The organism is Streptomyces sp. Je 1-369 (assembly GCF_026810505.1).
In the GTDB taxonomy this organism is placed as follows: Bacteria; Actinomycetota; Actinomycetes; order Streptomycetales; family Streptomycetaceae; genus Streptomyces.
The window spans coordinates 5296988-5313925 of record NZ_CP101750.1 but is presented as its reverse complement, the minus strand read 5'-3'; the positions used below and the strand labels follow the sequence as shown (position 1 = coordinate 5313925).

Sequence of the window (16938 nt, the reverse complement as noted above, 5' to 3'; positions counted from 1 at the left end):
ACGAAGGCCCTACCCCTCCGCCACCACCACCGCGGAAGCGACCCCCGCGTCATGGCTGAGCGACACGTGCCAGGACCGCACACCGAGCACCGAGGCCCGCTCGGCCACCGTCCCCTTCACCCGGACCCGGGGCTGCCCGCTCTCCTCGACGTACACCTCGGCGTCCGTCCACCGCAGCCCCGCCGGCGCCCCCAGCGCCTTGGCCAGCGCCTCCTTCGCCGCGAACCGCGCGGCCAGCGAGGCGATGCCCCGCCGCTCGCCGCCCGGCAGCAGCAACTCGCTCTCCACGAAGAGCCGCTCCGCCATCCCGGGCGTCCGCTCCATCGCGGCGCCGAACCGCTCGATCTCCGCGACATCGATGCCAACCCCAATAATCACCGGCTCAGCGTGACACACCCCACCCCCCACCCCACCCCCCGTCCTGTTCGTACAGCCGTAACAATGGACTGTGATCTCTTCGGTCTCCGTGCCCCCGACGGCACCCCGGAGCGCCCACCGGCCCAAGCCGGAGGCGACTCCCTACGTCGACCTCACCCGCACCGAGTGGAGCGCGCTTCGCGAGAAGACGCCGCTCCCCCTGACAGCGGAGGAGGTGGAGCAGCTCCGCGGCCTCGGCGACGTCATCGACCTGGACGAGGTCCGCGACATCTACCTGCCGCTCTCGCGCCTGCTGAACCTCTACGTAGGCGCGACGGACGGACTGCGCGGTGCCCTCAACACCTTCCTGGGCGAGAAGGGGTCCCAGTCCGGCACCCCCTTCGTCATAGGGGTCGCCGGTTCCGTGGCGGTGGGCAAGTCCACCGTCGCCCGGCTCCTCCAGGCGCTGCTCTCCCGCTGGCCGGAGCACCCACGCGTGGAGCGCGTCACGACGGACGGGTTCCTGCTGCCCACGCGGGAGCTCGAAGCCCGCGGTCTGATGTCCCGCAAGGGGTTCCCCGAGTCGTACGACCGGCGTGCGCTCACCCGTTTCGTCGCGGACATCAAGGCGGGCAAGGACGAGGTGACGGCGCCCGTCTACTCGCACCTGATCTACGACATCGTCCCTGACCAGCGCCTCACGGTCCGCCGCCCCGACATCCTCATCGTCGAGGGCCTGAACGTCCTGCAGCCCGCGCTCCCCGGCAAGGACGGCCGCACCCGCGTGGGCCTCGCGGACTACTTCGACTTCAGCGTGTACGTCGACGCCCGCGCGGACGACATCGAGCGCTGGTACCTGAACCGCTTCAAGAAGCTGCGCCAGACGGCGTTCCAGAACCCGTCGTCGTACTTCCGCAAGTACACGCAGGTGTCGGAGGAAGAGGCGCTCGACTACGCCCGCACCACCTGGCGGACCATCAACAAGCTGAACCTCGTGGAGAACGTGGCGCCCACCCGGAGCCGCGCCACCCTCGTCGTCCGCAAGGGCCCCGACCACAAGGTCCAACGCCTCAGCCTGCGCAAACTGTAGGAGAGCCGGTACGAACCGCGGGCGCCGCGGCCCGGCTAACCTGCGTCCATGCTGCACCTGCGCCTGATCACGCCCCCGGACAGAACCGACGACGTGGTCGACCTGATCGAGGGAACGGTCGGCACCGCCCACCTCGCGGTGCTCCCGGGCGCGGCCCGCAACCCCGCGGGCGACGTCGTCATGTGCGACGTGGCCCGTGAGGCGGGCGACGAACTGATCGGCGGCCTGCGCGGACTCGGCATCGACGAGTCGGGCTCGATCGCCGTGGAGACCATCGACCTGTCGCTGTCCCGGCGCGCGGAGGAAGCGGAGGACGACGCGCCCGGCGAGGGCGCGGACGCGGTCCTGTGGGAGCAGCTGGCCGACGCGACGCACGAGGAGTCGACGCTCTCGGTCACGTACGTCGCGTTCATCACGCTCGCCACGATGATCGCGGCGTGCGGTGTGGTCCTCGACAACGCGATCCTGATCGTGGGCGCGATGGCGGTGGGCCCGGAGTTCGGCCCGCTGGCCGGATTCTGCACGGCCCTGGTGCGACGCGCACCCCGGCTCGCCCTGCGCTCGCTGATCGCGCTGCTCGTCGGTTTCGCGGCGGCGATGGTGGTGACGGTCGGGTTCAGCTACTTCATGGACGCGATGGACCTGTTCACGTACGACGCCCTGAAAGCGGAACGCCCCAACACGAACTTCATCTACCGGCCCGACTGGTTCTCGTTCGTCGTGGCCGTCCTCGCGGGCGCCGCGGGCACGCTCTCCCTCACCTCGGCGAAGTCGGGCGCGCTGGTCGGCGTGGCGATCTCGGTGACGACGGTCCCCGCGGCCGCGAACGCCGCGGTCGCCTTCAGCTACGACGAGTACAAGCAGGCGTGGGGCTCCACGGAGCAGCTCCTGCTGAACCTGCTCGGCATCATCCTCGCGGGCACGCTCACGCTGCTCGCCCAGAAGTTCTTCTGGGCGCGGCAGCGCGAGCGCACCGCGAAGTCACCCAGCCCCTAGCCCAGGGCGGACTTCACCACGTCGGCGAGACGGCTGGCCACGGACCGGGCCTGCTCGATGTCCGCGGCCTCGACCATGACCCGCACCAGTGGCTCGGTCCCGGACGGACGCAGCAGCACGCGGCCGGTGGAGCCGAGCTCGCGCTCGGCCTCGACGACCGCGGCGCTCAGCTCGGCGGAGGTCCGCACGCGCGACTTGTCGACGTCGGGCACGTTGATGAGGACCTGCGGGAGGCGCTCCATGACGCTCGCGAGGTCCGCGAGCGAACGGCCCGTCTCGGCGACGCGCGCCGCGAGCAGCAGCCCGGTCAGCGTGCCGTCGCCGGTCGTCGCGTGGTCGAGGATGATCACGTGCCCGGACTGCTCGCCGCCGAGGGCGAAGCCGTGCTCCTTCATCGACTCCAGCACGTACCGGTCGCCGACGGAGGTCTGCACCGTGGCGAGCCCCTGGCCCTCCATGGCGAGCTTGAAGCCGAGGTTGGACATGACCGTGGCGACGACGGTGTCGTGGCGCAGCGTGCCGTGTTCCCGCATCGCGAGGGCGAGCACGGCGAGGATCTGGTCGCCGTCGACCTCGGCACCCGTGTGGTCCACGGCGAGGCACCGGTCGGCGTCCCCGTCGTGCGCGACACCGAAGTCGGCCTTGTGCTCGACGACGGCGGCCTTGAGCAGGTCCAGGTGCGTGGACCCGCACCCGTCGTTGATGTTCAGGCCGTCGGGCTGGGCGCCGATCGTGATGACCTCGGCACCGGCCCGCGCGAACGCCTCGGGCGAGACACGCGCGGCCGCGCCGTGCGCCTCGTCGAGGACGATCTTCAGCCCGTCGAGGCGGTTCGGGAGGACCCCGATGAGGTGGGCGACGTACTGGTCGAGCCCCTGGTCGTACGACTTCACGCGGCCGACGCCCGCACCGGTGGGCCGCTGCCACGGGGCACCGGTGCGGTGCTCCTCGTAGACGGACTCGATGCGGTCCTCCAGCTCGTCGGCGAGCTTGTGGCCGCCGCGGGCGAAGAACTTGATGCCGTTGTCGGGCATCGCGTTGTGGCTGGCGGAGAGCATCACACCGAGGTCGGCGCCCAGCGCACCGGTGAGATGCGCCACCGCGGGGGTGGGCAGCACACCGACGCGCAGGACGTCCACGCCCGCGCTCGCGAGACCCGCGACCACCGCGGCCTCCAGGAACTCCCCGGACGCCCGCGGATCACGCCCGACCACCGCGACCGCGCGATGGCCTTCAAAGGTGCCCGCCTCGGCCAGTACGTGCGCCGCCGCGACGGAGAGGCCGAGCGCGAGCTCAGCCGTCAGATCCGCGTTGGCGACACCGCGCACGCCGTCCGTGCCGAAGAGTCGTCCCACTGCTGTCCTCCGAACGTTCCAGAAAAACGAATTGCCTCAGGGGTTCCTGAATGGTCCTGAATAGACGAACGCCCCGGCAGCACGGTGAGTGCCGCCGGGGCGAACGAGAAGTACGAGCAGGCAGCGATTAGCGCTTGCTGTACTGCGGGGCCTTGCGGGCCTTCTTGAGACCGGCCTTCTTGCGCTCGACCGCACGGTCGTCACGCTTGAGGTAACCGGCCTTCTTGAGGGCGCCGCGGTTGTTCTCGACGTCGGCCTCGTTCAGCGCACGGGCGACACCGAGACGGAGCGCACCGGCCTGACCGGAGACGCCGCCACCCGAGATGCGGGCGATGACGTCGTAGCGGCCGTCGAGCTCGAGCACCTTGAAGGGCTCGTTGACTTCCTGCTGGTGGACCTTGTTCGGGAAGTAGTCCTCGAGCGTGCGCCCGTTGACCTTCCACTTGCCGGTGCCCGGGACGATCCGGACGCGGGCGATGGCGTTCTTGCGACGGCCCAGGCCGGCGGCCGGCTGCGGGTCGCCGAAGCGCGCGGCGTTCGACTCCGAGGTGTACTCGCCCTCGACGGGCGCCTCGGACTCGGTGGTGTACTGCTCTACGTCAACAACCTCGGTCTCTTCGACCGGCTGCTCAACGGTGGTCTCGGCCACGATTCTCCTCAGATTTCTTTACGTCTTTGGGGGTGGCCGGAACTACTGCGCGACCTGGGTGATCTCGAACGGGACCGGCTGCTGAGCGCCGTGCGGGTGCTGGTCGCCCGCGTAGACCTTCAGCTTCGAGAGCATCTGACGGCCCAGGGTGTTCTTGGGGAGCATGCCCTTGACGGCCTTCTCGATGGCCTTCTCGGGGCTCTTGGCGAGCAGCTCGTCGTAACGGACGGAACGCAGACCACCCGGGTAACCGGAGTGGCGGTACGCCATCTTCTGGGTCTTCTTGTTGCCGGAGAGGTGCACCTTCTCCGCGTTGATGATGATGACGAAGTCACCGGTGTCAACGTGGGGGGCGTAGATCGCCTTGTGCTTGCCCCGCAGGAGGGTGGCGGCGGTGGTCGCCAGACGCCCCAGGACGATGTCCTGGGCGTCGATGACGTGCCACTGGCGGGTCACATCGCCGGGCTTGGGGCTGTACGTACGCACTTAGTAGCCTTCGCTTCTTCAGTGGATGGGGTCCAGACACACGGCACCCAGGAAGCGATCATGCAGCTGGGGCTCACAGTGCCGGGGACGCTGCCCGTATGCGAGCCACTGGTAACTGCTCCAGGGAACCTACGCAAGGGCCCTTTCGCGTGAGAACGAGGACGCCAATACGTATCAATGCCCGAGAGTACCCGCGTTGCCCCGTACCGGTCAAAACACGGCTCCGGAGACCGGCACCGGCGTCTCCCCCACCACAGGCGGATTTGCGTTCCCCAGCTTAACGGCCCGCACGCACGCCCACCCGACCGCGCCCGCGAGCACACACAGCGTCACCGCGTCCTTGAAGGCCCGCCGCGTCCCGGGCTCCAGCCACGGCCACGAGAACCCGGGCACCTGCGGCACCAGCGCCACCCAGAACCACGGACCGCGCGCCGCGGCCCCCGGCGTCAGCACCCCCGCGAGGAGCAGCGGGAGCACGACCAACAGATAGTGGTCGTACGACGGCCGGGAGACGAGGAAGGCCGAAAGCATCAGCATGACGGCACATTCCACGACCCTCCCCGGCGCCGCTTCCCCCTCCCCGGCCCGCCCCCACCGCCGCCACGCACACCACAGCCCGGCCAGGGCGGCAGCCCCGGCCAGCAGCGTGGCGCCCGACTCCGGCACCCCGAGCCGCGCGAGCACCGCAGCGGGAGAAGCCTCATAGAGGCGTACGAAGGTGTCCTCGCCGCGCAGCAGGAAGGGCAGCGTCCGCGTGAAGAAACCGGCGGGGTCCGGCATGGCGAGCGCCGCGAGCGCCGACAGCACCGCGGGCACGCCCACCGCGGCCGCGAGCGCCCGCCACCTGCCCGCGAACGCGAAGAGAAGAAGAACGGGCACGAGCAGCGGCTTCACCGCGACGGCCGCCCCGATGACGAGCCCGGCCGCGACCCACCGGCCGCGGCACACGAGGAGCAGCGCGCCCGGCAGCGCGAGCGCGGAGCCGACCGTCCAGTTGCCGAGCTGGACGAGGTGTCCGAAGGGCGCGAACCCGAGCGCGAGCCCGAGCAGCCCGTACCCGGCGAACCGGCTCCGCAGCGGCACCCCGTACACACGCAGCGCACACGCCCACCCCCCGACGAGCCCCGCGGTCACCCCCGCGGGCACCAGGAACCGCGCCACGTCCGCGGGCAGCAGCGCCTGCGGCGCGGCCGCGAGCACGGCGCCGGGGAGATAGAGGAAGTGCCGGTCGGCGTAGGGCGAGCGCCCGTCGAGCCAGGCCTCGGCGGCCCGCACCACGATGGCGTTGTCCATCCCGCCCTGTGGAGTGGCGAGCCCCACCCGGACGACCGCGGCGACGAGCACCACCCCGAGCACCCACCGGACGTACGACTCGGCCGGCCGCACCAGCCACCCACAAACCGCCGAATTGCCGGAATTCATACGCTTCAGGCTAGAGCTCGCACCCCGCACAACCCCCGCTCAACATCCCGGGAAGCCCGTCTAAGATGCGCCCCATGAGCTTTGGGCAAGGGGGACCTCAGTGGGGTCCGGGCGGAACGGGCGGACCCGGCGGCGGACCCACGCCCGACTGGGCGGCGCTCGCCGAAGCGTCCGAGTCGCGCACCCGGCGCCGCAAGTGGCTGCTGATCGGCGGCGGAGTCTTCGCGACGGTCGGCATCGCGGCCGCCGTCGCCATCACCGTCGTCACCGCGAACAGCGACGAACCCTCCGCGTCGAACAAACCGGCCAGTGAGCTGCCGACGGCCGCGGACATCCCCGGCGCGAGCAAGGACGCGGGGCCGTCCTTCGAGGCGACCACGCCGCCGCCCCCGCCGGACCCCAAGGACTTCATCTCCAGCGCCAAAAAGGACAAGGCGCCGCTCACCCCCGAGGGCATGTTCCCCGGCAAGTCCTGGCGGACCGGCGAGCGCCTCTACAAGAAGGGCGCGACCGACAGCACCACCAAGTGCACGTCGGTCGCCCAGTCCGCCCTCGCCTCGGTCCTCGCCAAGAACAACTGCACGCGCCTGATCCGCGCCAGCTACCTGCGGGACGGCGTCGCGGTCACGATCGGCGTCGCCGTCTTCGACACCGCGGCCGACGCGACGAAGGTCAAGGAGCAGGCGGAGAAGGGCCTCGTGAACTCGCTGTCCGGCAAGGGCGTGCCCGCCTTCTGCCGCACGGGCGTGTGCCGCGGCACCTACAACGCCTACGGCCGCTACGCGTACTTCACCACCACCGGCTACACGAGCGGCAAGGACGTGACGACGGGCGACCGGAAGGCGTACGGCGTCGGCGACGACCTCTCACGCTTCGCCTTCCAGCGGATCAACCAGCGGGGCCAGGCCCAGGCTTCGGCCGCCGCCGAAGCCCCTCAGTAGCCGGGCCCGGCGGAACTCAGCAGCACCCGGCCCCGGGCAGCGTCCGCTTGTTGCGCGCCTCCTTGCTGCGCGCGGCGAGCAGGTCGTCGGCGGGGTAGCCGACCTCCTCGAGCGTCAGTCCGTGCGGCCGTACGACGTGCACGGCGGAGTCCCGCACGCCCGCGCGGAGCACCTTCTCGGGCCACTCCACGGGCCGGTGCCCGTCCCCCACGAACAGCATGGCGCCGACCAGCGACCGCACCATGTTGTGGCAGAACGCGTCCGCCCGCACGGTCGCCTCGTAGATCCCGTCGGGCCGCCGCTCCCAGCGCAGTTCCTGGAGCGTGCGGATGGTCGTGGCACCCTCACGCTTCTTGCAGTACGCGGCGAAGTCGTGCTCACCGACGAGCCGCTCGGCGGCGGCGTTCATCGCGTCCAGGTCCAGCGGCCAGTCGTGCCAGAGCACGTGCCCGCGCAGCAGCGGGTCGACGCCGCCGGGGTGGTCGGTCACGCGGTAGGCGTACCGCCGCCACACGGCCGCGAACCGGGCGTTGAACCCGGCGGGCGCCTCGGCGACCTTCCACACCCGCACGTCGTGCGGCAGCCGCCCGGCGAGCCTGCGCAGCAGCTTGTCGCTGTGCTCGGCCCACACGCTCTCCGGCAGGTCGACATGGGCGACCTGCCCCCTGGCGTGCACGCCGCTGTCGGTCCGCCCCGCGACGGTCAGCTCGTACGTCTCCTGCGACCGCGTCACCGTCCGCAGCGCGGCCTCGATCTCCCCCTGGACGGTCCGCTGCCCCTGCTTCTGCTTGGCCCAGCCGGAGAAGTCCCTGCCGTCGTACGAAAGATCCAACCGCACCCGGACGAAACCGGGCTCTACTTCATCGCTCACACCGCAATCCTCTCAGCGCCACGTACATGCGAAAGCGGGCCCGCCCCGAAGGGCGGACCCGCTCACTGCAAGGCAGAGCCTCAGGCGTCCTTGGACTCCTCGGCGGCCTCAACCGGCGCGTCCTCGGCGGGCGCGTCCTTCTTGAGGGTGTCTTCCTTGACGGCACGCTTGGTCGCGGCCTCGGCCTCACCGGTGGCCTCCTGGGCCACGGTCAGGGCCTCCACCAGCTCGATGATCGCCATGGGCGCGTTGTCGCCACGACGGTTACCGATCTTGGTGATGCGGGTGTAGCCACCCGGGCGGTTCTCGTAGCGCGGGCCGATCTCCGTGAAGAGCGTGTGCACGATGCTCTTGTCGGTGATGACGGACAGCACCTGGCGGCGGTTGTGAAGGTCACCCTTCTTCGCCTTGGTGACCAGACGCTCCGCGTACGGACGCAGACGACGGGCCTTCGCCTCGGTGGTGGTGATGCGGCCGTACTCGAAGAGCTGCTTGGCGAGGTTCGCCAGCAGAAGCTTCTCGTGCGCGGCGCTGCCGCCCAGACGGGCGCCCTTGGCAGGCTTCGGCATGGTGTTTCTCCTAGTGATCTGCCCCGGCCGTATCAGGTACCGGGGACAGGGCCCCGAGAGCGGACGCCCTCGGGCAGTTCATCAGTACTGCTCGGTCTCCACGAAGCCCGCGTCGGCGTCGTCGTCCGCGCCGAACGCGTCAGCCGCGGCGGTCGGGTCGAAGCCGGGAGGCGAGTCCTTCAGCGCAAGGCCCATGCCGTTGAGCTTCATCTTGACCTCGTCGATCGACTTCGCACCGAAGTTGCGGATGTCGAGCAGGTCCGCCTCGGAGCGGGCCACGAGCTCACCCACGGAGTGGATGCCCTCGCGCTTGAGGCAGTTGTACGACCGAACGGTGAGCTCGAGCTCCTCGATCGGCAGCGCCAGATCGGCGGCGAGGGCGGCGTCCGTGGGGGACGGGCCCATGTCGATGCCCTCGGCGTCGATGTTCAGCTCGCGGGCGAGACCGAACAGCTCGACCAGGGTCTTACCGGCGGACGCCATGGCGTCACGCGGGCGCATGGCCTGCTTGGTCTCGACGTCGACGATCAGCTTGTCGAAGTCGGTGCGCTGCTCGACACGGGTCGCCTCGACCTTGTACGTGACCTTGAGGACCGGCGAGTAGATGGAGTCGACCGGGATACGGCCGATCTCCTGGCCGACCTGCTTGTTCTGCACCGCGGAGACGTAGCCGCGACCGCGCTCGACGGTCAGCTCCATCTCCAGCTTGCCCTTGCCGTTGAGCGTGGCGAGGACCAGGTCGGGGTTGTGCACCTCGACACCGGCCGGCGGGGCGATGTCAGCGGCGGTCACGAGGCCCGGGCCCTGCTTGCGCAGGTACATCACGACGGGCTCGTCGTGCTCGCTGGACACGACCAGCTGCTTGATGTTGAGGATGAGGTCGGTGACGTCCTCCTTGACACCCGGCACGGTGGTGAACTCGTGCAGGACACCGTCGATGCGGATGCTGGTGACAGCAGCGCCGGGGATCGACGAGAGCAGGGTGCGGCGGAGCGAGTTGCCGAGGGTGTAGCCGAAGCCCGGCTCCAGCGGCTCGATCACGAACCGGGAGCGGAACTCGTCGACGACCTCTTCGGTCAGCGACGGGCGCTGTGCAATAAGCATGAAGGAATCCTTCAGTCAGGGGCACCCACTATTTGATGCCCTGATTCATGACAAGGGTACGGGCGATACGACCCGTAAGAGCCGTACCGCCCGAACCCTCAGATCAAGCAGCGGCCTGCGTCAGACGCGGCGGCGCTTGGGCGGACGGCAGCCGTTGTGCGGCGTGGGCGTCACGTCCTGGATGGAGCCGACCTCGAGACCGGTCGCCTGAAGCGAACGGATGGCCGTCTCGCGACCCGAACCCGGGCCCTTGACGAACACGTCGACCTTGCGCATGCCGTGCTCCTGGGCGCGACGGGCAGCCGACTCGGCAGCCATCTGCGCGGCGAACGGCGTGGACTTGCGCGAGCCCTTGAAGCCGACGTGGCCGGCGGAGGCCCACGAGATCACGTTGCCGGTCGGGTCCGTGATGGACACGATCGTGTTGTTGAACGTGCTCTTGATGTGAGCGTGCCCGTGGGCGACGTTCTTCTTTTCCTTGCGGCGCACCTTCTTGGCAGCGCCCTGACGACCCTTGGGGGGCATCTATAACTCCTACGGGAGGTGGTCGGTCCTGCAGCGTCAGCTGTCGATAGACCGCTGAGCGAGGACTACTTCTTGCCCGGCTTCTTCTTACCGGCGATGGCGCGACGCGGGCCCTTGCGGGTGCGGGCGTTCGTGCTGGTGCGCTGACCGCGGACGGGCAGACCACGACGGTGACGGAGACCCTGGTAGCAACCGATCTCGACCTTGCGGCGGATGTCGGCCTGGATCTCGCGACGGAGGTCACCCTCGGTCTTGATGTTGGCGTCCACGTACTCGCGGATCTTGACGAGGTCTTCCTCGGTCAGGTCGCGAACGCGGGTGTTGCGGTCCACCTCGGTGGCGTCCAGCGTCTGCTGGGCCAGCGTGCGGCCGATGCCGAACACGTAGGTGAGGGCGACCTCAATGCGCTTTTCGCGCGGGAGGTCAACGCCTTCAACGCGTGCCATTCATGGCTCCTGTTGATTCTTCGGAGGTCTTCAGCAGAACCACTCCCAGATGCCGTCCCCTCTTCGAGAAAAGGGTTGGTACATCCTGGGTCCCCGGCCTCCGACCGAGGGTGTCGCCCTCCACCACCAAAGGAACTGAAGAGGGACGGGTCCTGCGTATCTACTTACGTGCGTCGCGCGAAAATCTGCGAACTGCAGTCGTGCGTCAGCCCTGGCGCTGCTTGTGGCGCGGGTTGTCGCAAATGATCATGACCCGGCCGTGACGGCGGATCACCCTGCACTTGTCGCAGATCTTCTTGACGCTCGGCTTGACCTTCATTGGTGAGGTTCTCCGGGTCAGTGCCACCACCCCGCGCGAGCGGGATGCGGGCAAGATCTACTTGTACCGGTAGACGATCCGGCCACGCGTCAGGTCGTACGGAGACAGCTCCACCACGACCCGGTCGTCAGGGAGGATGCGGATGTAGTGCATGCGCATCTTGCCACTGATGTGTGCCAGGACCTGGTGGCCGTTCTGGAGCTCCACCTTGAACATGGCGTTCGGGAGAGACTCGACGACAGTGCCTTCGATCTCGATGGCACCTTGCTTCTTGGCCACGCTTCGCCCTTCGAATCGACTACCTTGATCGACTTCATGCTCCGTATGCAGACACACGGATGCACGAGAGCCGACGCGTCAGTCTACGTCAGAGCACTCGGAAAGACGAATCGAGAAAGTCTGCCCCACGACGAAGATCCTTAAAGCAGGAGGGTCCCCGCCTCAGCCCAGCGGGTCCGGTGCCGTGGTCACGCCGTACTCCGCGAGCTTCGCCTTTCCGCAGTCCGGAGCCGTCAGGACGATCGGGCCCTCCTCCGTCAGCGCGATGGAGTGCTCCCAGTGCGAGGACCAGGTGCCGTCCGTCGTGATGACCGTCCAGTCGTCCTCCAGGACCTCCGTGCGGGGGGTGCCGAGGGAGACCATGGGCTCGATGGCGAGGCAGAAGCCGGGGACCAGCTTGGGGCCCTTGCCACGGCGGCGCTCCACGTAGTTCAGGAGATGCGGGTCCATGTGCATCTCGGTGCCGATGCCGTGGCCGCCGTAGTCCTCGACGATCCCGTACTTGCCGCCGCCCGGCTTCGGCTGCCGGCGGATGTACGTCTCGATGGCGCGGGAGATGTCGACGAGCCGGTTGCCCTGCTTCATGGCCGCGAGACCGGCCCACATCGACTCCTCGGTGACCCGGGAGAGCTCGACCAGCTCCGGAGCGTGACCGGTGCCCACGAACGCCGTGTAGGCCGCGTCGCCGTGCCAGCCGTCGATGATGGCGCCCGCGTCGATGGAGATGATGTCGCCGTCCTTCAGGACGGTCTTGTCGTCGGGGATGCCGTGCACGACGACCTCGTTGACCGAGGTGCAGATCGTGGCGGGGAACCCGCCGTACCCGAGGAAGTTCGACTTCGCCCCGTGCTCGGCGATGACCTTGCGGGCGACCTCGTCCAGATCCTTCGTGGTGGCGCCGGGCACCGCGGCCTCACGGGTCGCGGCGTGGATCGCGGCGACGACAAGGCCCGCCTCACGCATCTTCGCGATCTGCTCGGGGGTCTTGATCTGCACCATGAGGCTTCCGCTCTCCGTCTTCCGTCCGACAACCGACGTATACAACACTACGGCCGCGGTCCCCCTAGGGGCACCGCGGCCGGAAACAGCGTACTGAACTACTTATCGCCCTTGAGGGCTTCCATCGCGCGCGCGGTGACCTCTTCCACCTTGCCGAGCGCCGAGATCGTCACGACCAGACCCTGGGTCCGGTAGTAGTCGATGATCGGCTCGGTCTGCGTGTGGTAGACCTCGAGGCGCTTGCGGACGGTGTCCTCGCTGTCGTCCTCGCGCTGGTAGAGCTCGCCGCCGCAGACGTCACAGACGCCTTCCGCCTTCGGCTTGCTGTACGTCACGTGGAAGACGTGGCTGGAGTCCTTGCGGCAGATCCGCCGCCCCGCGATCCGCTTGACGACCTCGTCCTCGGGGACCTCCAGGTCCAGGACGGCGTCGAGCTTCACGTCGTCGGCCTTGAGCGCCACGTCCAGCGCCTCGGCCTGCGACACGTTGCGCGGGAACCCGTCGAGCAGGAAGCCGTTCACGGCGTCCGGCTTGGCCATGCGGTCCTTCGCCATGCCGATCGTCACCTCGTCCGGCACGAGGTTTCCGGCGTCCATGTACGCCTTCGCCTGCACGCCCAGCTCCGTGCCCTGGCTGATGTTGGCACGGAAGAGGTCGCCGGTGGAGATGTGCGGGATCGACAAGTTCTTGGCCAGGAACGCGGCCTGCGTTCCCTTGCCCGCACCGGGCGGCCCGACGAGGACGATTCGCATCAGCGGAGGAACCCTTCGTAATTGCGCTGCTGGAGCTGGCTCTCGATCTGCTTCACGGTTTCCAGACCCACACCCACGATGATGAGGATGCTCGTCCCGCCGAACGGGAAGTTCTGGTTCGCCTGGAAGCCCACCAACGCCATCGTCGGCACAAGAGCGATCAGACCCAAATACAGCGAACCCGGCCAGGTGATCCGGTTGAGTACGTAACTCAGGTACTCAGCGGTCGGACGGCCAGCCCGGATGCCCGGGATGAAGCCACCATACTTCTTCATGTTGTCGGCGACTTCCTCGGGGTTGAAGGAGATCGCGACGTAGAAGAAGGCGAAGAAGACGATCAGGATGAAGTACGTGGCGATGTAAATCGGATGGTCACCCTTGGTCAGGTTCGCCTCGATCCACGTCTTCCATCCCGAGTTGCCGCCCGCGAACTGAGCGACGAGAGCCGGAATGTAAAGCAGCGAGGAGGCGAAGATCACAGGGATGATGCCCGCCTGATTGACCTTCAGTGGAATGTAGGTCGACGTTCCGCCGTAGGACCGGCGACCGATCATTCGCTTCGCGTACTGGACCGGAATGCGACGCTGCGCCTGCTCGACGAAGACCACCAGGCCGACCATCACGAGACCGACCGCGATGACGGTGCCGAACTCGATCCAGCCGCCCGCCAGGTCGCCCTGCTGCTTGATGGCCCACAGGGCGCTCGGGAAGGTCGCGGCGATCGAGATGAACATCAGGATCGACATGCCGTTGCCGATGCCGCGGTCGGTGATGAGCTCACCGAGCCACATGACACAGGCCGTACCGGCCGTCATCGTGATGACCATCGTGATGGTGACGAAGATCGACTGGTCGGGCACGATCTCGCTGGCCACGGGGCAGCCCTGGAAGAGGGTGCCGGTGCGGGCGGTGGCCACGAGGCCGGTGCCCTGGAGGATCGCGAGCGCGATGGTCAGATAGCGCGTGTACTGCGTGATCTTCGCGGTGCCGGCCTGGCCCTCCTTCTTGAGGGCCTCGAGTCGCGGGATCACCACGGTCAGCAGCTGCAGAATGATGCTCGCCGTGATGTACGGCATGATGCCGAGCGCGAAGATCGTGATCTGCAGCAGCGCGCCACCGCTGAACATGTTGACGAGACCGAACAGACCCTGGTTCGCATTGGCGTTGTCGATGCAGGTCTGGACGTTCCGGTAGTCGACACCGGGAATCGGCACATGCGTACCCACCCGGTAGATCACGATGATGCCGAGTGTGAAGAGCAGCTTCTTGCGCAGGTCGGGCGTCTTGAACGCCCGGGCGAACGCGGTGAGCACGGTGCCTCCTGCGACCCCCGCGCGCGTGCGTCAGAGGTAAGGGTCTGAGGTTCGACGAATACGTATCAGTCAAGAAAACCGTGCGGGCAGACCGCACGGAGCTTAGACAGTGCACGCCACCTTACCGGCGACCGTGCCCCCCTAGGAACGACCAACCGGGGATGCCCCTTTTGTGGGGCATCCCCGGCTGGGAATCGCTCATGTCATCGACACGTCTGGATGAATCAGACGAGCTCGGTGACGGTACCGCCGGCGGCGGTGATCTTCTCCTTGGCGGAGCCGGAGACGGCGTCGACCGTCACCTGCAGCGCCACGGTGACCTCACCCTGGCCGAGCACCTTGACGAGGCTGTTCTTGCGAACCGCACCCTTGGCCACGAGGGCCTCGACGGTGACCTCGCCACCCTCGGGGAACAGCGCGCTCAGCTTGTCGAGGTTCACGACCTGGAACTCGGTCTTGAACGGGTTCTTGAAGCCCTTGAGCTTCGGGAGACGCATGTGGAGGGGCATCTGGCCACCCTCGAAGCGCTCCGGAACCTGGTAACGGGCCTTGGTGCCCTTGGTACCACGACCAGCGGTCTTACCCTTGGACGCCTCACCACGACCCACACGGGTCTTGGCGGTCTTGGCGCCCGGGGCGGGCCGGAGGTTGTGGACCTTCAGCGGGTTCTGCTCCGCCATGTCAGTCGACCTCCTCAACCGTCACGAGGTGGCGGACGGTCTGCACCATGCCGCGGAACTCGGGACGGTCCTCCTTGACGACCTGCGTGTTGATGCCCTTGAGACCAAGGGAGCGCAGGGTGTCGCGGTGGTTCTGCTTGCTGCCGATGTACGACTTCGTCTGCGTGATCTTGAGCTGTGCCATTACGCACCCGCTCCCGCACGCGCACGAAGGAGAGCCGCGGGGGCGACGTCCTCGAGGGGCAGACCACGGCGAGCCGCGATCTCCTCGGGACGCTGCAGGCCCTTGAGGGCCGCCACGGTCGCGTGCACGATGTTGATCGCGTTGTCGGAGCCCAGGGACTTCGACAGGATGTCGTGCACGCCGGCGCACTCGAGCACGGCTCGCACCGGGCCACCGGCGATAACACCGGTACCGGGGGAAGCAGGCTTGAGCAGGACGACGCCCGCGGCCTTCTCGCCCTGGATCGGGTGCGGGATGGTGCCCTGGATACGGGGGACCTTGAAGAAGTGCTTCTTGGCCTCCTCAACACCCTTGGCGATGGCGGCCGGCACCTCCTTGGCCTTGCCGTAACCGACACCCACGGTGCCGTCACCGTCGCCCACTACGACGAGCGCAGTGAAGCTGAAGCGACGACCACCCTTCACAACCTTGGCGACGCGGTTGATCGCGACGACGCGCTCAACGTACGCGGTCTTCTCGGCGGCGGCGTTGCCACCGTCGCGACCCTTCCGGTCCCGCCGCTCGCCGCCACCGGCACCGCCACCGCGGCGCTGGGGTCCAGCCATTGGAATTACCTCTCTCTGTTTCCGCTAGCTACGCAGTGACACAAGTCGCTGCGCGACGGACGACTCAGAACTTGAGTCCGGCTTCGCGGGCGGCGTCCGCCAGGGCGGCGATGCGCCCGGCGTACTGGTTACCACCACGGTCGAACACGACAGTCTCGACACCGGCGGCCTTGGCGCGCTCGGCGACCAGGGCGCCGACCGACTTGGCAGCCGCGGACTTGTCGCCCTCGGCACCGCGGATCGTGGTGTCCAGGGTCGAAGCCGACGCAAGGGTGTGACCCTTGATGTCGTCGATGACCTGGGCCACGATGTGGCGGTTGGAGCGCGTCACGACCAGGCGAGGACGCTCAGCCGTACCCGAGATGTGCTTACGGATGCGGATGTGACGACGCTTGATGGCAGCACGCTTGTAAGCGTCGCCCTTAGCAATCTTGACACCGTATGCCATGGCTTACTTACCCGCCTTTCCGACCTTGCGGCGGATGACTTCGCCTTCGTACTTGACGCCCTTGGCCTTGTACGGGTCGGGCTTGCGCAGCTTGCGGATGTTGGCCGCAACCTCGCCGACCTTCTGCTTGTCGATGCCCTCGACCGAGAACTTGGTCGCCGATTCGACCTTGAAGGAGATGCCCTCGGGCGCCTCGATCAGGATCGGGTGGCTGTAGCCGAGCGAGAACTCCAGGTTGGAGCCCTTCGCCAGGACGCGGTAACCGACACCGCTGATTTCGAGCTTCTTCACGTAACCCGCGGTCACGCCGGTGATCATGTTCGCCACCAGCGTGCGGGACAGGCCGTGGAGGGCCTTGTTCTGACGCTCGTCGTTCGGGCGGGTGACGTTCAGAACGCCGTCCTCACCCTTAGCGATCTCGATCGGCGCGACGATGGTGTGGCTCAGGGAACCCTTGGGGCCCTTGACCGCGACCGTCTGGCCGTCGATGGTGACGTCCACGCCGGCGGGAACCGTGATGGGGAGCTTGCCAATACGCGACATTAGCT

The 16938-nt window shown here is 68.0% G+C and carries 23 protein-coding genes; 3 read left to right on the top strand and 20 right to left on the bottom strand.

Features of this window, described 5'->3' with window-relative positions:
* Positions 1-9 precede the first annotated feature (9 nt).
* The gene (locus NOO62_RS24330; RefSeq protein WP_268772980.1) at positions 10-378 is read right to left on the bottom strand and encodes a holo-ACP synthase; all 369 of its coding nucleotides are present in this window, start codon (positions 376-378) and stop codon (positions 10-12) included.
* An 88-nt stretch (positions 379-466) separates the two neighbouring features.
* On the opposite strand from NOO62_RS24330, the gene coaA reads away from it, so the two are divergent.
* Positions 467-1447 (top strand): type I pantothenate kinase, encoded by a 981-nt coding sequence (coaA, locus tag NOO62_RS24325; RefSeq protein ID WP_268775747.1) that lies wholly within the window; start codon positions 467-469, stop codon positions 1445-1447.
* A 48-nt stretch (positions 1448-1495) separates the two neighbouring features.
* On the top strand, positions 1496-2443 hold the full coding sequence (locus NOO62_RS24320) for a DUF389 domain-containing protein (RefSeq protein ID WP_268772979.1): 948 nt from the start codon (positions 1496-1498) through the stop codon (positions 2441-2443).
* Here the strand turns inward: NOO62_RS24320 and glmM are convergent.
* The 4 genes from glmM to NOO62_RS24300 all read right to left on the bottom strand — a co-directional run bounded on the left by glmM (position 2440) and on the right by NOO62_RS24300 (position 6355).
* On the bottom strand, positions 2440-3798 hold the full coding sequence (gene glmM / locus NOO62_RS24315) for a phosphoglucosamine mutase (RefSeq protein ID WP_268772978.1): 1359 nt from the start codon (positions 3796-3798) through the stop codon (positions 2440-2442). The two genes, NOO62_RS24320 and glmM, sit on opposite strands and share 4 nt — an antisense overlap.
* 127 nt (positions 3799-3925) lie before the next feature.
* Entirely contained in the window at positions 3926-4447 is a 522-nt protein-coding gene (gene rpsI / locus NOO62_RS24310) for a 30S ribosomal protein S9 (protein ID WP_055569477.1), read from the bottom strand.
* A gap of 42 nt (positions 4448-4489) precedes the next feature.
* Positions 4490-4933: a 50S ribosomal protein L13 gene (gene rplM / locus NOO62_RS24305; protein WP_268772977.1), complete on the bottom strand. Its 444-nt coding sequence runs from the start codon at positions 4931-4933 to the stop codon at positions 4490-4492.
* Positions 4934-5143: 210 nt separating this feature from the next.
* Complete coding sequence (locus tag NOO62_RS24300) at positions 5144-6355, bottom strand: glycosyltransferase 87 family protein (protein WP_268772976.1); 1212 nt, start codon at positions 6353-6355, stop codon at positions 5144-5146.
* Positions 6356-6429: 74 nt separating this feature from the next.
* Between NOO62_RS24300 and NOO62_RS24295 the strand changes: the two genes are divergently transcribed.
* Positions 6430-7296: a hypothetical protein gene (locus NOO62_RS24295; RefSeq protein ID WP_268772975.1), complete on the top strand. Its 867-nt coding sequence runs from the start codon at positions 6430-6432 to the stop codon at positions 7294-7296.
* Between the two features lie 16 nt (positions 7297-7312).
* Here NOO62_RS24295 and truA read toward each other — a convergent pair whose 3' ends face one another.
* The 15 genes from truA to rplF form a co-directional block, all read right to left on the bottom strand.
* Positions 7313-8167: a tRNA pseudouridine(38-40) synthase TruA gene (gene truA, locus NOO62_RS24290; protein ID WP_268772974.1), complete on the bottom strand. Its 855-nt coding sequence runs from the start codon at positions 8165-8167 to the stop codon at positions 7313-7315.
* An 80-nt stretch (positions 8168-8247) separates the two neighbouring features.
* Positions 8248-8736 (bottom strand): 50S ribosomal protein L17, encoded by a 489-nt coding sequence (gene rplQ / locus NOO62_RS24285; RefSeq protein ID WP_268772973.1) that lies wholly within the window; start codon positions 8734-8736, stop codon positions 8248-8250.
* A gap of 81 nt (positions 8737-8817) precedes the next feature.
* Positions 8818-9840, bottom strand: a complete 1023-nt coding sequence (locus NOO62_RS24280; protein ID WP_016645160.1) for a DNA-directed RNA polymerase subunit alpha — start codon at positions 9838-9840, stop codon at positions 8818-8820.
* A 120-nt stretch (positions 9841-9960) separates the two neighbouring features.
* Positions 9961-10365, bottom strand: a complete 405-nt coding sequence (rpsK, locus tag NOO62_RS24275; RefSeq protein ID WP_003948617.1) for a 30S ribosomal protein S11 — start codon at positions 10363-10365, stop codon at positions 9961-9963.
* A gap of 65 nt (positions 10366-10430) precedes the next feature.
* Entirely contained in the window at positions 10431-10811 is a 381-nt protein-coding gene (gene rpsM, locus NOO62_RS24270; RefSeq protein WP_030782528.1) for a 30S ribosomal protein S13, read from the bottom strand.
* A 205-nt stretch (positions 10812-11016) separates the two neighbouring features.
* Complete coding sequence (gene rpmJ / locus NOO62_RS24265; protein WP_003948619.1) at positions 11017-11130, bottom strand: 50S ribosomal protein L36; 114 nt, start codon at positions 11128-11130, stop codon at positions 11017-11019.
* A 57-nt stretch (positions 11131-11187) separates the two neighbouring features.
* Positions 11188-11409 (bottom strand): translation initiation factor IF-1, encoded by a 222-nt coding sequence (gene infA / locus NOO62_RS24260; protein ID WP_003948620.1) that lies wholly within the window; start codon positions 11407-11409, stop codon positions 11188-11190.
* A 162-nt stretch (positions 11410-11571) separates the two neighbouring features.
* The gene (map, locus tag NOO62_RS24255) at positions 11572-12408 is read right to left on the bottom strand and encodes a type I methionyl aminopeptidase (protein WP_268772972.1); all 837 of its coding nucleotides are present in this window, start codon (positions 12406-12408) and stop codon (positions 11572-11574) included.
* A gap of 98 nt (positions 12409-12506) precedes the next feature.
* Positions 12507-13160, bottom strand: a complete 654-nt coding sequence (locus NOO62_RS24250; RefSeq protein ID WP_268772971.1) for an adenylate kinase — start codon at positions 13158-13160, stop codon at positions 12507-12509.
* On the bottom strand, positions 13160-14473 hold the full coding sequence (gene secY / locus NOO62_RS24245; RefSeq protein WP_150185743.1) for a preprotein translocase subunit SecY: 1314 nt from the start codon (positions 14471-14473) through the stop codon (positions 13160-13162). The genes NOO62_RS24250 and secY overlap by 1 nt, the downstream gene beginning before the upstream one ends.
* A 224-nt stretch (positions 14474-14697) precedes the next feature.
* On the bottom strand, positions 14698-15153 hold the full coding sequence (gene rplO, locus NOO62_RS24240; protein ID WP_098244248.1) for a 50S ribosomal protein L15: 456 nt from the start codon (positions 15151-15153) through the stop codon (positions 14698-14700).
* Between the two features lies 1 nt (position 15154).
* Positions 15155-15337: a 50S ribosomal protein L30 gene (rpmD, locus tag NOO62_RS24235; RefSeq protein WP_030567278.1), complete on the bottom strand. Its 183-nt coding sequence runs from the start codon at positions 15335-15337 to the stop codon at positions 15155-15157.
* Positions 15337-15942: a 30S ribosomal protein S5 gene (gene rpsE, locus NOO62_RS24230; protein ID WP_055564834.1), complete on the bottom strand. Its 606-nt coding sequence runs from the start codon at positions 15940-15942 to the stop codon at positions 15337-15339. Before rpsE ends, rpmD begins: the two co-directional genes overlap by 1 nt.
* A gap of 64 nt (positions 15943-16006) precedes the next feature.
* Positions 16007-16390 carry a 50S ribosomal protein L18 gene (gene rplR / locus NOO62_RS24225; protein WP_055564833.1) on the bottom strand — a complete coding sequence of 128 codons (384 nt, stop codon included), beginning with the start codon at positions 16388-16390 and terminating at the stop codon, positions 16007-16009.
* A gap of 3 nt (positions 16391-16393) precedes the next feature.
* On the bottom strand, positions 16394-16933 hold the full coding sequence (gene rplF / locus NOO62_RS24220; RefSeq protein WP_268772970.1) for a 50S ribosomal protein L6: 540 nt from the start codon (positions 16931-16933) through the stop codon (positions 16394-16396).
* Positions 16934-16938: the final 5 nt, after the last annotated feature.

Bases quoted from the DNA above. Each gene is read 5' to 3' on its own strand.
- NOO62_RS24280 (WP_016645160.1), bottom strand. From the start codon at position 9,840: ATGCTTATTGCACAGCGCCCGTCGCTGACCGAAGAGGTCGTCGACGAG.
- rpsK (WP_003948617.1), bottom strand. From the start codon at position 10,365: ATGCCCCCCAAGGGTCGTCAGGGCGCTGCCAAGAAGGTGCGCCGCAAG.
- rplO (WP_098244248.1), bottom strand. From the start codon at position 15,153: ATGGCGGAGCAGAACCCGCTGAAGGTCCACAACCTCCGGCCCGCCCCG.
- rplF (WP_268772970.1), bottom strand. From the start codon at position 16,933: ATGTCGCGTATTGGCAAGCTCCCCATCACGGTTCCCGCCGGCGTGGAC.
- rplR (WP_055564833.1), bottom strand. From the start codon at position 16,390: ATGGCATACGGTGTCAAGATTGCTAAGGGCGACGCTTACAAGCGTGCT.
- rpmD (WP_030567278.1), bottom strand. From the start codon at position 15,337: ATGGCACAGCTCAAGATCACGCAGACGAAGTCGTACATCGGCAGCAAG.
- NOO62_RS24250 (WP_268772971.1), bottom strand. From the start codon at position 13,160: ATGCGAATCGTCCTCGTCGGGCCGCCCGGTGCGGGCAAGGGAACGCAG.
- NOO62_RS24295 (WP_268772975.1), top strand. From the start codon at position 6,430: ATGAGCTTTGGGCAAGGGGGACCTCAGTGGGGTCCGGGCGGAACGGGC.
- rpsM (WP_030782528.1), bottom strand. From the start codon at position 10,811: ATGGCACGCGTTGAAGGCGTTGACCTCCCGCGCGAAAAGCGCATTGAG.
- NOO62_RS24300 (WP_268772976.1), bottom strand. From the start codon at position 6,355: ATGAATTCCGGCAATTCGGCGGTTTGTGGGTGGCTGGTGCGGCCGGCC.
- rpsE (WP_055564834.1), bottom strand. From the start codon at position 15,942: ATGGCTGGACCCCAGCGCCGCGGTGGCGGTGCCGGTGGCGGCGAGCGG.
- NOO62_RS24320 (WP_268772979.1), top strand. From the start codon at position 1,496: ATGCTGCACCTGCGCCTGATCACGCCCCCGGACAGAACCGACGACGTG.
- map (WP_268772972.1), bottom strand. From the start codon at position 12,408: ATGGTGCAGATCAAGACCCCCGAGCAGATCGCGAAGATGCGTGAGGCG.
- rplQ (WP_268772973.1), bottom strand. From the start codon at position 8,736: ATGCCGAAGCCTGCCAAGGGCGCCCGTCTGGGCGGCAGCGCCGCGCAC.
- rpmJ (WP_003948619.1), bottom strand. From the start codon at position 11,130: ATGAAGGTCAAGCCGAGCGTCAAGAAGATCTGCGACAAGTGCAGGGTG.